The 13,473-nt window shown below is 44.2% G+C and carries 11 protein-coding genes; 5 read left to right on the top strand and 6 right to left on the bottom strand.

Annotated elements, in window-relative coordinates:
* Positions 1-198 precede the first annotated feature (198 nt).
* Positions 199-870: a sulfite exporter TauE/SafE family protein gene (locus tag BWI96_RS17285; protein WP_106637786.1), complete on the top strand. Its 672-nt coding sequence runs from the start codon at positions 199-201 to the stop codon at positions 868-870.
* A gap of 52 nt (positions 871-922) precedes the next feature.
* Positions 923-1,756 carry a maleylpyruvate isomerase N-terminal domain-containing protein gene (locus tag BWI96_RS17280; RefSeq protein WP_106637785.1) on the top strand — a complete coding sequence of 278 codons (834 nt, stop codon included), beginning with the start codon at positions 923-925 and terminating at the stop codon, positions 1,754-1,756.
* 57 nt (positions 1,757-1,813) lie between these two features.
* Here the strand turns inward: BWI96_RS17280 and BWI96_RS17275 are convergent, their stop codons facing one another.
* From BWI96_RS17275 to BWI96_RS17260, 3 genes are all read right to left on the bottom strand, one after another.
* Positions 1,814-3,271: a hypothetical protein gene (locus tag BWI96_RS17275; RefSeq protein ID WP_157830413.1), complete on the bottom strand. Its 1,458-nt coding sequence runs from the start codon at positions 3,269-3,271 to the stop codon at positions 1,814-1,816.
* Between the two features lie 321 nt (positions 3,272-3,592).
* The gene (locus BWI96_RS17265) at positions 3,593-3,970 is read right to left on the bottom strand and encodes a hypothetical protein (protein WP_106637782.1); all 378 of its coding nucleotides are present in this window, start codon (positions 3,968-3,970) and stop codon (positions 3,593-3,595) included.
* 117 nt (positions 3,971-4,087) lie between these two features.
* Complete coding sequence (locus BWI96_RS17260; protein WP_106637781.1) at positions 4,088-5,653, bottom strand: NFACT RNA binding domain-containing protein; 1,566 nt, start codon at positions 5,651-5,653, stop codon at positions 4,088-4,090.
* Between the two features lie 59 nt (positions 5,654-5,712).
* On the opposite strand from BWI96_RS17260, the gene BWI96_RS17255 reads away from it, so the two are divergent.
* The 3 genes from BWI96_RS17255 (at position 5,713) to BWI96_RS17240 (ending at position 9,156) form a co-directional block, all read left to right on the top strand.
* A complete protein-coding gene (locus tag BWI96_RS17255; RefSeq protein ID WP_232793785.1) occupies positions 5,713-6,369 on the top strand; it encodes an ATP-binding cassette domain-containing protein in 657 nt (218 codons plus the stop codon).
* A gap of 15 nt (positions 6,370-6,384) precedes the next feature.
* Positions 6,385-7,467, top strand: a complete 1,083-nt coding sequence (locus tag BWI96_RS17250) for a hypothetical protein (RefSeq protein WP_106637780.1) — start codon at positions 6,385-6,387, stop codon at positions 7,465-7,467.
* A gap of 585 nt (positions 7,468-8,052) precedes the next feature.
* The gene (locus BWI96_RS17240) at positions 8,053-9,156 is read left to right on the top strand and encodes a P1 family peptidase (protein ID WP_106637778.1); all 1,104 of its coding nucleotides are present in this window, start codon (positions 8,053-8,055) and stop codon (positions 9,154-9,156) included.
* Between the two features lie 69 nt (positions 9,157-9,225).
* On the opposite strand, the gene poxB is transcribed toward BWI96_RS17240, so the two are convergent.
* The 3 genes from poxB to BWI96_RS17230 all read right to left on the bottom strand — a co-directional run bounded on the left by poxB (position 9,226) and on the right by BWI96_RS17230 (position 13,470).
* Entirely contained in the window at positions 9,226-10,956 is a 1,731-nt protein-coding gene (poxB, locus tag BWI96_RS17235) for a ubiquinone-dependent pyruvate dehydrogenase (protein WP_106637777.1), read from the bottom strand.
* Between the two features lie 169 nt (positions 10,957-11,125).
* Positions 11,126-11,836, bottom strand: a complete 711-nt coding sequence (locus tag BWI96_RS21980) for a TonB-dependent receptor domain-containing protein (RefSeq protein ID WP_232793784.1) — start codon at positions 11,834-11,836, stop codon at positions 11,126-11,128.
* Positions 11,833-13,470 (bottom strand): TonB-dependent receptor plug domain-containing protein, encoded by a 1,638-nt coding sequence (locus BWI96_RS17230; RefSeq protein ID WP_198555286.1) that lies wholly within the window; start codon positions 13,468-13,470, stop codon positions 11,833-11,835. Before BWI96_RS17230 ends, BWI96_RS21980 begins: the two co-directional genes overlap by 4 nt.
* Positions 13,471-13,473: the final 3 nt, after the last annotated feature.

The following is a 13,473-nucleotide window of genomic DNA, read 5'->3' as shown; positions in this document are numbered from 1 at the left end:
CTGAAAAACTGAAAACTGAAAACTCAAAACTGAAAAACTCAAAACTCAAAACTCAAAACTGAAAAACTGAAAACTCAAAACTCAAAACTCAAAACTGAAAACTGAAAACTCAAAACTCAAAACTCAAAACTCAAAACTCAAAACCGCAGCGACGGCCGCTCAAAACCGCAGCGGCGGCCGCTCCAAACTCTAAACCCAATGCTAATCGCCTTCATCACCGGACTTACTGCCAGCCTGCATTGCATAGGCATGTGTGGGCCGCTTTCGCTGGCCTTACCCGTGGGTGGACTTTCAGTTAATCAGTTATGGCTCGCCCGGCTGAGTTACCATCTGGCCCGGTGCCTGAGTTATAGTTTATTGGGAATGGCAGTAGGGTTGTTAGGGGAACGGTTTTCACTTTTTGGCTGGCAACAGCAGATTTCAGTACTGGCCGGCCTGTTAATGATTGCCTTCTTGGTGGGAAATCGCTGGCTGGCTTTTCGTCCGATTCTGCGGCTACAAAAACTATTTGGAAAGGTTTTAATCCTGAAAACCTGGTGGTCTTACCCCGCTGCCGGGTTTCTCAACGGCTGGTTACCTTGCGGCTTGGTTTACGTGGCTTTAGCGGGGGCATTAACGGCTAATTCGCCTTTGGAAGGGATGCTTTTTATGACCGTTTACGGTCTCGGCACCTTACCTGCCCTGCTGGCCGTTAGCTGGGTCTGGCGATGGATCAGCCTTCCCCTTCGGCAACGACTGAACCGCTGGCTACCCGTAGTTACTTTAGCTATTGCTCTACTTTTTATCTGGCGAGGGCTGGGACTAAATCTTCCTTACAGTCCAGAAGTTAGTATATCTGCCTCGCAGCCAGCTCCGGTTTGTCATGAATAGCTTCTCATGAATCAACAATTATGTGCATATTTAGTCCCTTCATTGATGAATTATGAGCACTATTCAAACCACTGATTTCATCCTAAAAATCCGAACGCTCGATCAGATGCTGTTTGATTTGTTACGTTCCCTAAATTCGGAAGAGTGGCAGGCTCAAACCATTGCGAAACGCTGGAAAGTAAAGGATGTAGTTGCTCACTTGCTGGATGGGAATATTCGCATTCTTTCACAACTAAGAGACGGGTATCAGGGCGAAAATCCTTCCATTCATTCCTATCAGGACTTACTAGATTATCTCAATGGCTTAAATGCCGATTGGGTGAAAGCCATGAAGCGGGTAAGCCCGCCCCTATTAATTCTCCTGCACGAATTAACCGGGCCTTTGTATTGTGATTATTATGCTACGCTGGACCCAGAAGCTCCTGCTACTTTTTCAGTAGCCTGGGCCGGAGAAGAAGAGAGTAAAAACTGGATGCACCTCGCTCGGGAATACACTGAAAAGTGGCTACACCAGCAGCAAATCCGGGCAGCCGTTCATAAACCCGGGCTTTTAACAAAAGAATTTTTCTATCCGTTTATCGATACGTTCATGTATGCTTTGCCACACACCTATCGAAGCATTCAGGCAGAAAATGGGACGACCATTCAACTTACCATTACCAGCGAGATAGGTGGTTCCTGGTACGTCGTTCGGGAAAATAATGCGTGGATATTAAAGAAAGAATATATCGGTAATCCTACAAGTGAAGTAAGTCTTTCCCCGGAAACGGCCTGGCCTTTGTTTTCAAAAAGTATTAGGCCTCAGGAAATTATGCATCAGGTTATGATAAGGGGAGATCAGAAACTTGGAAGAGTAGCGTTGGAAATGGTTTCGGTAATGGCCTAGTAATTTAGGGAACTTATATTCAAAAAATTCCCTAAATTACTAAAACTAAAGTATAATTTAAAGTAAATTTTCTAGTCCAACAACATTAGCATTAAATATTTTTGATATATATACTGATTTACCTCCATTATTAGGCTGGATTTTAAATGAAACTCGTACTTTAACATTTGCAGCCATCCGCCTTCCATTTCTCCCTATAATACGAAAGGTATTACTCCCTGAATCATACCATTCATCTTGAACAAAAGGAGTATTGGTATTTTCCTGTTTCCCTTCTGTTCTAGTAATCAATGTAACGGGGGAAGTAGAAGTTGGTGATACACTTATACCATTAAATGTTTTTAGCCATACAATACTTTTTTGGATTTCAGAAATAGTTATATCATTGGCAACTTCTGGATTAATATCTACGTTAAAGGTAGATGGATTAAATGAATAAGTTATACCATCACTTCCGTATGCAGACACATTAATAACAGGTGTTGTTGAAATATTAAAAACGCCCAATGGTTTATCATAGTAAGGTACTAATCCAGGGTTATTAGAGTTTCTTATAGTACCAGGAACAAAGAAATGTTGATTATACAACAGGAATTCTGATTCCGCTGTACCTTGTACTTTTAATTTTGCATTCATTTTTAAATGCACATTTTCAGTATTTTCAGCAGGAGATGCTATTAAAGAATTGAAAAACTTTGATATTGGAGAGGTAATTATGTTTAGCCCCCCTGTCGCTAATGTGTTAGCTGCATTTTCCACCGAAGACTTAAACCCGTCTGTAATCGCACTTCCTAATATTTTCAATATACCATCTTTAGCTGAACTTTTTCTTGATCCGGTTCTAACATTTCCGATAACATTAGAAATAGAGTTATCATTTGAGGTAAACAGAGTATTAATTAACGAAGATCCTTCTTTACCCGATATTTCTATTGTACCATCTATAGAACCGTCTAAGGATCCTGTTAATGAAATCTTCTGTTGTCCAATAGCTCTCGCTTCTAAATCCATTCCGACGCTCATTTCATTTACACTTGTAATAGTTGGATCATAAGCAATTTCATAGTCAAAACTATACCAACTGTTATTCAGTGCTCCTGTATTTATACTAGATGGATTAATATTAGATAAAATAGTAAATGGTCTATCTGATTTAATATCCTTTGCTGATGCAAATTGCTCTGAAAAGTTCAACAGTCCAGAGTTTAAAACTCCATCACTACCAAAACGCAGTTTACCTAAAACGTAATTTGAATAACTAGGAGGATTGTCTTTATTATAAAAAAACACTCTGACTATACCTCTCCATTTATTATACAATATAAAAAATAGTTTATTGTCTATAAACTGATTAGGATCTAGAGTACTATATAGCAAAACCCATCCATCTTGCTGAAGCCGGTCAGTAGCTTCATAAAACGAAAACACAGAACTTCCCCCTGATGACCAAGGAGTCCTAACTGCTCTAGTTGTGCCAATATCATCTTTGTAATAAAAAAATCTGCATTTTCCCAAGCAATATAACTAGTATTCTGTCGTCCTCCTCTAGCAAGATAATCAGGCTTTCTAGCTGGTAAGTTAGGCTTTATTTCTAATTGCTTTGAACAACTGAAAAAGAAAAAAAGAAATAAAATAAAAAAAGATGTAAATTTAAATTTTCTCATCATTATAAAACTTTAGATAAAGTAGATGGTTAATTATGCTAATATAACGATACATATTATTCTGTCACAAAACAACAACTATTTTATTTAAATAAAATATAAAAAATCTATTTTACACTAATTAATAGCATTGTTTTTAATACCAAATACCATATTTATTAACTTTTATTAGTTATATATCAAACAAAACCTCTCCCATTCCATCCTTCTCATACGAAGCGATCGGATGATATTTTTCTTCAAAGTCTTTTTCTTTTGGATTCAGTTCTTTAGGTACCATACTACCTGCTTTGAAGAAATAGACTTTCGTAGTTCCGTATTTGGTATGCGGCATAAAATCGCCGTATTTTTTCATTTCTCCCCATAACGTATCTTCCACCGTTACGGCATAGATGCGGGTAATAGGTCCGGTATTGTTTTCATTTCGATACAGGGCTACTTCCTGAAAATTACCTTTTAAATCCTGAATACCGGGTTGAGAAGTGGCATTATAAACCATGTAGGCCATCAGTAAGAAGATAGCTCCTATGAATAGATATTTAATTTTCATTTTATTCGTTTTCGGTGGTCAGTTTTCCGTTAAGAATAGAGATCCTACGCATGCAGTAAGAGACGCGATGAATCGACGTCTCTACTTTTTTCTAACAACGAACAACCATCAACTAAGCTAAGCTTTCGGTTCTACCATCACTACTTCCTCCTTTTCTACAATGACCTGACCTTCCTGTAAATCGCGGGTTTTGCGGACGAATTTTTTCGGGGTAACAATAACTGGACACAAACTGTCATTGCGACGTTTGGAATAATAAGCCGCTAGCTGAGCCGCTCGTTCAATGACTGGATTTGGGAATCGTTTACCGGCCTGATGGCGAATAATAACGTGCGAACCCGTGACATCGCGGGCGTGCAGCCAGAGGTCTTCTTTACGGGTATATCGCTGCGTGAGCAGGTCATTGTTTTTGGCATTCTTTCCCACAAAAATTTCGAAACCCTGATACTCGTAGCGTTTGAACAAGGTAGCCGCCGAAACATCGGGCTTCTCCATCTTGTCCAGCCCACTGGTTTTTAGGTATTTTCGCAGCTCCTTTAACGTTTCCAGCGACTCTACTTTTTCGATTTGGGCATCGTATTCAGCCATTTCGCCTTCCCGAACTTCCAATGCTTCCATCAGATGTTCTATCTCAATTTTCTCGTTTTTAGCCTTTCGGTAATACGACTCGGCATTTTTCTGAGGCGTCAAATCGGGCTTTAAACGAATCGTGACGGGCTGATCGCGGTAGAAATCATGTAACTCAATACTTTCGGATCGTTCGGGAATCTGGTGCAGATTTGCCATCAGAATATGTCCGATTTCCTCGTGCTTGATGGCTTTTTCCATCTCGTCGAGTTTCTCATAGACCGAATCAATGTACAACTGGGTTTTCTGCTTACGTTTTTGCAGTAATCGAACAATCTGTCCCTTCTCCCGGTCAAAAACATTGATTCTCGAATAAGCATAATAGAAGCCATTGGCTGCCTCAATCGGATCGGTAAAGGTCTTTTCAGCCTCGTCGGGAATGAGCGTCAACACGGGCTGGTATTCCACCGTCTTGATGTAATACTGCGGATTTTCCAGGTAGGCCCTTACCTGCTCTACCAAGGCCCATTTTTCGTCAATGGGTAACGAACGGTACTGATGCCGATCCAGCCAGGACATTACATCTTTACCAAACGTTGGGAATAACTTCCGCCAGTCGCCATTAGCCCGATCAAAGGCTTCCCGACTCTGGTCTAAAGGTCGGTCCAGCGTCTGGATATTCAGGTTTTCGTCGGAAACGAGTTTATTATGAAAGAGATCAACGACCTGCGTACCCTGAATTAATACCAGGTTGGAACGGTTGCCAAAGAGCTTAAAAACCAAATGGTAATCATCTGCAAATTCAATTGAAAAGGCCCGTTCGTTGAGAAACTGACGAACGCCAAGCACTTGCTTATCCAGTAATTCCGAGAAAAGATCAACCGTATTTCGGCCTGCTCTTCTGAAATCATCGGGGAAGCTTAGAGCTACGAAATCAGGTCGAATGGTAGCTCGGATGTAAAAATCACGCTTTTTTCGCCACTGCTTTTCCTCAGGACAAAACCCGATGACTAGCTCGTCTTTTTCCTGCGAAAAACACTCCGCCAAAACCAGGCCTTTCAACTGATTTTCCAGTTCGCTGGACAGTTGGCGAAGGAAGTAATAATTGCTTTGCATGATACAAAAGTACAAACGGCTCGTCCGTATACCGGAAAGGTTTTGGAAAGCTTTGCCAAATGTCTTTTTTTGTAGGTATGCTACACGTCAAAAATTACCGAAAAGCGTATCACGGTCGCATCATTCTGGAAGTTCCCGAACTGCAACTTCAACCCGGCATTCACTGGATTCGGGGTGTGAACGGAGCCGGGAAGAGTACTTTTTTTCGGTCGGTAGCAGGCATGTTGCCTTTCGAGGGTGAAATCTGGCTAAATGATACCTGGGAAGTAAAGCGTGATCCCGTTGCGTTTCGATTACGGGTGAATTACGCCGAAGCCGAGCCGCTCTACCCGGAATATTTATCTGCTTTTGATCTGATTTCTTTTGTCGCCAAAGCCAAGAAAGCTCCGGCAGGACAAGTGGACGCGTTAGTAGAAACGCTGGAAATAGCTTCGTTCTGGAAACAGCCCGTTGGGACTTATTCTTCGGGAATGCTCAAAAAAACGTCTTTAATTTTGGGTTTTCTGGGCAATCCAACGCTCATTATGCTTGACGAACCTCTCATTACGATTGATGATCGGGCGGTGGCCAATGTATGTCAGCTCATTGACCAATATCACCAGAATGGGGTTCAGTTTCTACTTTCCTCCCATCAGGATTTCAGGTTAACCGACCTAAAAATGGACTCTTCTTACATCATCCGTAACCAAACGCTGGAGGAAATTCACCTCAGCTAAAGCCTCGCCTATTCCTTGAAAACGGTCCTCTATCGAACGCTGGTAACGGAGTTTTACCGTCAAAATACGGGTTTCTTTCTGGTTATTGTAATGCTAGGCTTCGGCATTATTCGCTCGGATGATCACGTCGCGGTGTTTCAGTATGCCATGACTTCGCCTTCTATTTTACTTTATTACTTTGCCGTTTGGACGCTATATGCCGTTAAAATAATTGGGTTTGTCCGGCAACAGTTTCGTCATCCAGCCTATCGATTTCTGCATTATTTTCGATTAATTTCCACCCCTCAGCGGGTGATTAGCTGGTTAACCATTACCATCAGCTTATTACTACCCATTCTGGCGTATGCTTTCTGGATGAGTTTGTATGCCATTCAAAATCAGCAGTGGATGGCTATTATCACCCTTATTCTCTTTTTTGCTGCCATCAGCCTACTTGCGTTACTAATCTTCGAACGAACTCTTCGGCAAAGTGATACGGAAGCAAAGGTTCGAACTTTTGCCCAGAACTGGCCGCTGCCCTATCCGCTGTTTTTCATTCAGTTTTTATTACGGAAACATGCTATCTTGGTACTGGTCACTAAATTCTTCTCGGGGGCCCTGCTCCTAGGCGTCTGCCTGCTTTACCCTACGGATGATTACGATGAACGGTTACTGGCCATTGGCTTACTACTGGGCAGCCTGATTCACCTCGGACTCACCACCGAACATTATACGTTCGAGCACGAGTATTTGCTCTTCGTCCGAAATTTACCTTTATCCTTTGGGAAGCGTTTTACGGCTCATGCCCTGCAAATGCTGTTGATTTTCATCCCGGAAATCATACTCCTGTTTCGCTACTTACCCGACACGGTCTCTTTTCTTTTTGTGGGGAAAGCCTTCGTGTTTATCAGTGGTATTCAAATAGCGGCTTTGCATCGGGTGTATCAGCATGACAAAAGTCTGGAAAAACTAAGTGCATATGGTTTGTGGGGCTTTATCGTCGGTTTACTGCTTATTATGTTTCATGTAGATCTAACCATTTTAGGTGGCTTCCTCTGGGGCTATGCGGCGTGGATTAATGCGTATAAGTATTATCAATCGGAATTTCAGTTTGATTAGATGTTGAGAAGTGAGCTTATTCTATTTTTCGGATTTGCAATTCAGAACAGCTGCTAGCCGCATTTCTGTAGAGACAGTTAGTGTTACTTTAGGGATTATAAATCCGAAAGAGCGTAGTCTAATGGTAGAAACGCGACTTTATCACGTCTGGTTTTCCCTGCCGTGGCTGGTGTCTCACCAGTCATTTGTACGCAAACCGTGTTTGGTGAGACACCAAACATGGCGTAGGAAGGAATACAGAGGTGACCCAAAACCGCCTCTTACCCAGACGCGATGAAGTCGCGTCTCTACCTGAAATGATCCACCGTGGTTGGTGTCCTCACCAACCTCTATGCTTTTAGTAAGGGCTGGTGAAGACACCAGTCAGGGTGGCAGAAATGTCCAGACTGGTTACCCCGGATTATCATCCGGGGCTATTCATATTACCCCCCCCCGGGGTTATGGTTCCCTTTTCAAACCTCTTCCCTACCTTTATGGGTTTTCTCTTTTCAAACTGAAAACTGAAAACTGAAAACTGAAAACTGAAAACTGAAAACTGAAAACTGAAAACTGAAAACTGAAAACTGAAAACTGAAAACCCTCCCAATGAAACACCTTTTCTTTCTTCTCATGATCAGTTCTTCCATTCTTCAGGCCCAAACCCGCTTTCGCGAGGATACTGGACTCCCCATTGGAATTTTAAAAACGGGTGCAACCAATGCCATTACGGATGTCGCCGGGTTAAAAGTTGGACACGTCACCTTAAGCCAGGGGACGGATGTTCGTACGGGAGTGACGGCCATTGTTCCGACGGAAGGTAACCTGTTTCAACAGAAAATTCCGGCGGCTGTTTTTGTGGCCAATGGTTTCGGAAAAATGGCGGGGATCAGTCAGGTAAATGAGTTAGGAAATCTGGAAACACCCGTCGTATTAACGAATACACTTTCCGTCGCAGCAGGCATGCAGGGGATTATCAATTACACGTTAGCCCAACCGGGTAATGAGAAAGTTCGCTCGGTTAATGCCGTGGTAGGCGAAACCAATGATAGCTACCTCAATGATATTACGGGCTTTCACGTTAAACCCGAACACGTGCTGGAAGCCATTCAAAAGGCAAAAACGGGGTCAGTTGCTCAAGGAAACGTAGGAGCCGGCACGGGTACCATCTGTTTTGGATGGAAAGGGGGTATCGGTACGAGCTCCCGCGTGATTCCTAAAAAATCGGGTGGTTATACCGTAGGTGTGCTGGTGCAAACCAATTTTGGCGGTGTGCTGGAAATCAAAGGCAAACCCATTGGAAAAGCTTTAGGTAAATACTTTCTGAGCGATCAGCTAAACGACCCCGCCGATGGTTCCTGCATGATTATTGTAGCCACGGATGCTCCCCTTACCCATCGAAATCTGGAGCGACTAGCTAAACGGGCCTGGTCGGCGTTGGCAAAAGTAGGCGGTATTGCGAGTAATGGTTCAGGAGAATACGTGCTGGCTTTTTCTACGAATGAAAAGGTTCGTATTCCACACGAAACCAAAGGAATTACCCAAACCCTCGAAGAAGTAAATAATGACTCTATGTCGGCTCTTTTTTTAGCTTCGATTGAAGCAACGGAAGAAGCCATTCTAAACTCGCTCTGGGCAGCCCGAACGACCCAAGGGAAGAATGGGACCATTGAAGAGTTACCTAGGGAGAAGGTAAAGACTTTACTGAAATAAAGTAACCACTGCTAGCTTTTCGCTGGCAGCCTGAGTTATTCAAGCTGCCAGCAGAAAAGCCAGCAACGATTATAACTTATTCAAAAAGTTACTCTTAATCGTATCCACCACTTCGCTGACATCGCCGCGAAGCGTATCTTTCATCATGTACATCCCGAAGCCCCAGGCTTGTTCGAAGGTAACTTTAGGCGGCATGGAAAGCTCCGTTGGATTCACTACGACGTCCAGTAATACCGGACCAGAATGCCGGAACGTTTCCTCAATCGCTTCGGGTAAATCATCTGGACTTTCGACGCGAATGCCCCGAATGCCCATCGCTTCAGCCATACGAGCGAAATTGGGATTTTTCATATCCGTCCCGAAGGGTGGCAATCCGGCTACTTTCATTTCCATAGCTACAAACCCCAGGGAGTAGTTATTAAAAATTACCAGCTTAACGGGAAGGTTGTATTGAAAGATCGTCAGCAAATCGCCCATTAACATCGCAAAACCACCATCACCAGAAAGAGAAATTACCTGCCGATTCGGGAAGGCCAGTTGTGCCCCAATCGCCTGTGGCATCGCACTAGCCATAGAGCCGTGCGTAAACGAACCTAATAATCGACGCTGGGCCGTCATTTTCAGGTAACGGGCCGCCCAGACGGTGGGTGTTCCCACATCAGCCGTGAAAATAGCGTCCTTACTTGCCTTCTCGCTGAGAGCTGCCATCAGGTATTCCGGGTGAATTACTCCGTCGTTTTCGGTTCCCCGGGCGTGCGAATCAAATTCTTCCCGGTTCTTTTTATAATCTTCTAAAGCCCGATCCAGGTGTTTACGATTCGTTTTCTCGATCAATAAAGGTAATAAAGCCTGAATGGTCGGAGCGACACTTCCAACTACTCCCAAGGTAAGGTTGGAGCGACGCCCCAAATGCTCAGGACGCGTATCAACCTGAATCAGTTTGGCCTTATCCGGGTACCAGTCTTTGTAAGGGAAGTCCGTACCCAGCATGAGTAATACTTCGCCATTAGCCACGGCTCTTGCTCCAGAACGGAACCCAATCAAACCCGTTAAACCGACTTCGTAAGGATTATCATATTCCAGGTATTCCTTCCCTCGCAACGCATAGACTAAGGGAGCTTTTATCTGCTCACATAACTGCAACACCTCGGCATGAGCACCCGCACAGCCGCTTCCCCCCAAAATAGTAACAGTTTCAGCCTCGTTGATAAGCTGAGCCATTTGCTGTAACTCCTGATCCGAAGGCCGGATGAGGGGCTGGGGAAGAAAGATCTGATGTTCAAGATGGGATTCTTCTACTTTCTCCGAGGATACATCCCCGGAAAGGGTAATAACAGCTACTCCCTGTTTACCAATGGCATTTTGCATGGCAATCTGCAAAACACGGGGCATTTGCTTGGCTGAAAAGATAGTTTCACAGTAATGACTGCACTGCTGAAAAAGATACTCAGGCTTCGTTTCCTGAAAATAACCCGTTCCAATTTCCATACTTGGAATTTGGGCCGCAATGGCTAGCACCGGAGCCATGCTTCGGTGGCAGTCGTATAAACCATTGATAAGGTGAAGATTACCGGGGCCACAACTTCCGGCACAAACCGCCAACTGACCCGTGGCCTGAGCTTCGGCTCCGGCAGCGAATGCAGCCGCTTCTTCGTGCCGGTAATGAATCCATTCAATTTTCCCCGAACGACGGATTTCATCTACTAATCCATTGAGAGAATCTCCCACGATTCCGTGAATGCGTTTAACTCCGGCATTCACCAGCATTTCGACCATCACAGCCGCTATAGACTTTGCCATATTTCATGATAGGTTTTGCACAAAACTTCAAAGTCACAAAAGCCTTGCCAGCTAAGCTACCTAGCCGGGTTTTAATCAAATTATAATCCGTTGTTTCGTCTTTCGTATAAAATAAGAAAAGAGGTCCCTCCTTACGGAAAGACCTCTTTTCTTATCACCCTATTCCTAATTAAAATGAATAATTAAGCGTCAGCATGAATCGCCGACCATTGCCACGGGTGTAGTTTTCATTACTTCCAAAGAACTGAGCGATATAGGTATAGTAGCTCTTGTTAAGTAGGTTTTCAATCCCCAGGCTCAGTCGCACGGGCTCACTCACTTTATATCCTACATTTAAATTCCAGAGGTTATACGATCGTACCCGTCCTTCGTAAATGGCATAGGTACCGTTGGTCCGGGGCGTAAACCGATCTCTGTCTCCTAATCGCCACCAGTTCAAATCAATACTTACATTTTTAATACCGGAATAGCGGGCATACAGAGTGGTTTTATCGGGAGAAATTCGGCTGGCATTTAAATAGGTATCATAGCGTCCATCCGAATTTTTATCCACTTTTCCTTCCGTAATAGCATAGTTCCCGCCCACGGAAAATGCTCGAACCGGAGTCCAGTCAAGCTGAACTTCATACCCCCAGACGCGTTCAGGAGCACGCTCAGTTGTATACACTCCTTCCCCGAGGTCAACAAAATTAGCTCCCAGTTTAGACGTACTGATGTAACCCGCCGCCGACAGGGAAAGTGTTCCGACTTGGCTACTGAATCCAACTTCATAATTATTCACAATAATGGGCTGGGTTTGTAGCTTCTCGATGGTATTTTCCTGAGCCGACCGTAGAATCCGTCCCAGATCGTAAATGGAAAAAGCCTGCGAATAACTCACGAAAGGATTAAACCATTTGTTTTGCGAATACCGTAATCCGGCGTTGAATACCAGGGCCTCATAGCAAGATTACCGCCTTTTACAAAAATACTTCCCTGCCCATTAGGACCCGTTGCCAGGGTATTGTAATCGGCTATTTTAATGTTGATGTTTTCTGCCCGAACCCCTGCTTTCAGCGTCAGCCCTTCCACCAAAAGAGCACTTAGCTGAGCGTAGGGGGCCAGGTTTCGCATGTTAATGTTAGGAACCCAGGTACGCCCGTCCACCAGAGACTGAGAAGTCTGGTCATTGAGTAAATCAAAACCATACGTAAGGTCACCACGAATACGACTGGCAAGGACGAAGGGACTATTCAGGTTGATCCGAAGACCTTTCTTAACGGAGGGAATCTGAGACTGGCCAGAACCGTAGAACGAAGCCGAATTTGAGTAAATCGTCAGGAAATCCTGGTAATATAAACTGGCATTGATATTAGTACCCCCAATGATGTTTCGTCCGATGTATTGAAGATTTGCATTATGGTTATGCCGGGTTCCTTCGTCCACTCCCACGCGTTTGCCAATGACCCCAATGGCAGGACTTACCCCATACTTACCGGCCTTGAGAACGTAATTGGAATGTTGATTGGAACCGTAAAAATTATACATTCCTTCAATCCGGTGCTTGCTGGAAATATCGTAACCTATTTTAACAAAGGCATTATAGATTCGTGTCTCGCCCAGGCCATATTCAGGGGAGATCACTTGTCCCTGTGCATCCCGAAAGACACCCGTCTTTTCGTGCATGCCACTAACGACATAATCCACCTTTCCATTACGACCAAAAAATTGTTGTGAAAAACGGTAACCGAACGTACTGTCCCCTCGTGTATTACCCGTCATGGCCAGTTGCGTATTACCCCCCGAGTGATTGCCCGGACGAACTTTCTTGGTGATGTAGTTAATCAGTCCCCCGTCGGCCCCGTTTCCGTAGATAGAGGTTGCTCCTTTGATTACCTCAATGCGTTCGATAACCGAAGGGTCAATGCTGCGGATGTCACGGCCACCCGCCCGCAGTGGAGTTGACTGCGGGATTCCATCAATGAGTACCAGCACGTTACGTCCTCGCAAAGTTTGTCCGCTATTACCCGTCTGGTTAGTAGAAGGAGCGAGACCGGGCACGGTGTTCGATAGAATATTAGCTACGTTGGGGCTAATTCCTGCTTGGGTTTCCAGCTCTTTTCCGGTAATAACGCTAACCGAAGAAGGGGTTTCTGCCAGCGTTTCTACCCGCCGACCCGCCGATACGATTACTTCTGAGAGCTGCTTGTCAATTTCCGTAGTTTGCAGGGTAACTTCATTTTTTTCGCCTGCCACCAGTACAATGGACTGACGTATGGTTTCGTAACCTACGCCACTAGCAATGATTGTATACGAACCCGCAGGGGCTTTCAGGGAAAATTTCCCGGATTCATCCGCCGTAGCAATCATTCGAATGCGGCCTTCCTGCTCCAGAGAAATGTTGATGAAGGCAGCCAGTCCTTTTGCTGTTTTAACCGTGCCCTGTAAAGTAGCTCGATCGGATTGAGCCCAAGCGGTGGTAAAGAAGAAGAAGGATAAAAGTAAGAGATAGGGAAGTTTTGAAATGGGGTACATAAC

It is taken from the genome of Siphonobacter sp. SORGH_AS_0500 (genome assembly GCF_002838835.1).
Classification (GTDB): Bacteria; Bacteroidota; Bacteroidia; order Cytophagales; family Spirosomataceae; genus Siphonobacter.
The sequence above is the reverse complement of the archived record's forward strand: the minus strand, read 5'-3'. Positions and strand labels throughout refer to the sequence as shown.

Coding starts and splice junctions, on each gene's coding strand:
- BWI96_RS17285 (WP_106637786.1), top strand. CDS start 199: ATGCTAATCGCCTTCATCACCGGACTTACTGCCAGCCTGCATTGCATA.
- BWI96_RS17280 (WP_106637785.1), top strand. CDS start 923: ATGAGCACTATTCAAACCACTGATTTCATCCTAAAAATCCGAACGCTC.
- BWI96_RS17265 (WP_106637782.1), bottom strand. CDS start 3,970: ATGAAAATTAAATATCTATTCATAGGAGCTATCTTCTTACTGATGGCC.
- BWI96_RS17260 (WP_106637781.1), bottom strand. CDS start 5,653: ATGCAAAGCAATTATTACTTCCTTCGCCAACTGTCCAGCGAACTGGAA.
- BWI96_RS17255 (WP_232793785.1), top strand. CDS start 5,713: ATGTCTTTTTTTGTAGGTATGCTACACGTCAAAAATTACCGAAAAGCG.
- BWI96_RS17240 (WP_106637778.1), top strand. CDS start 8,053: ATGAAACACCTTTTCTTTCTTCTCATGATCAGTTCTTCCATTCTTCAG.
- poxB (WP_106637777.1), bottom strand. CDS start 10,956: ATGGCAAAGTCTATAGCGGCTGTGATGGTCGAAATGCTGGTGAATGCC.
- BWI96_RS17230 (WP_198555286.1), bottom strand. CDS start 13,470: ATGTACCCCATTTCAAAACTTCCCTATCTCTTACTTTTATCCTTCTTC.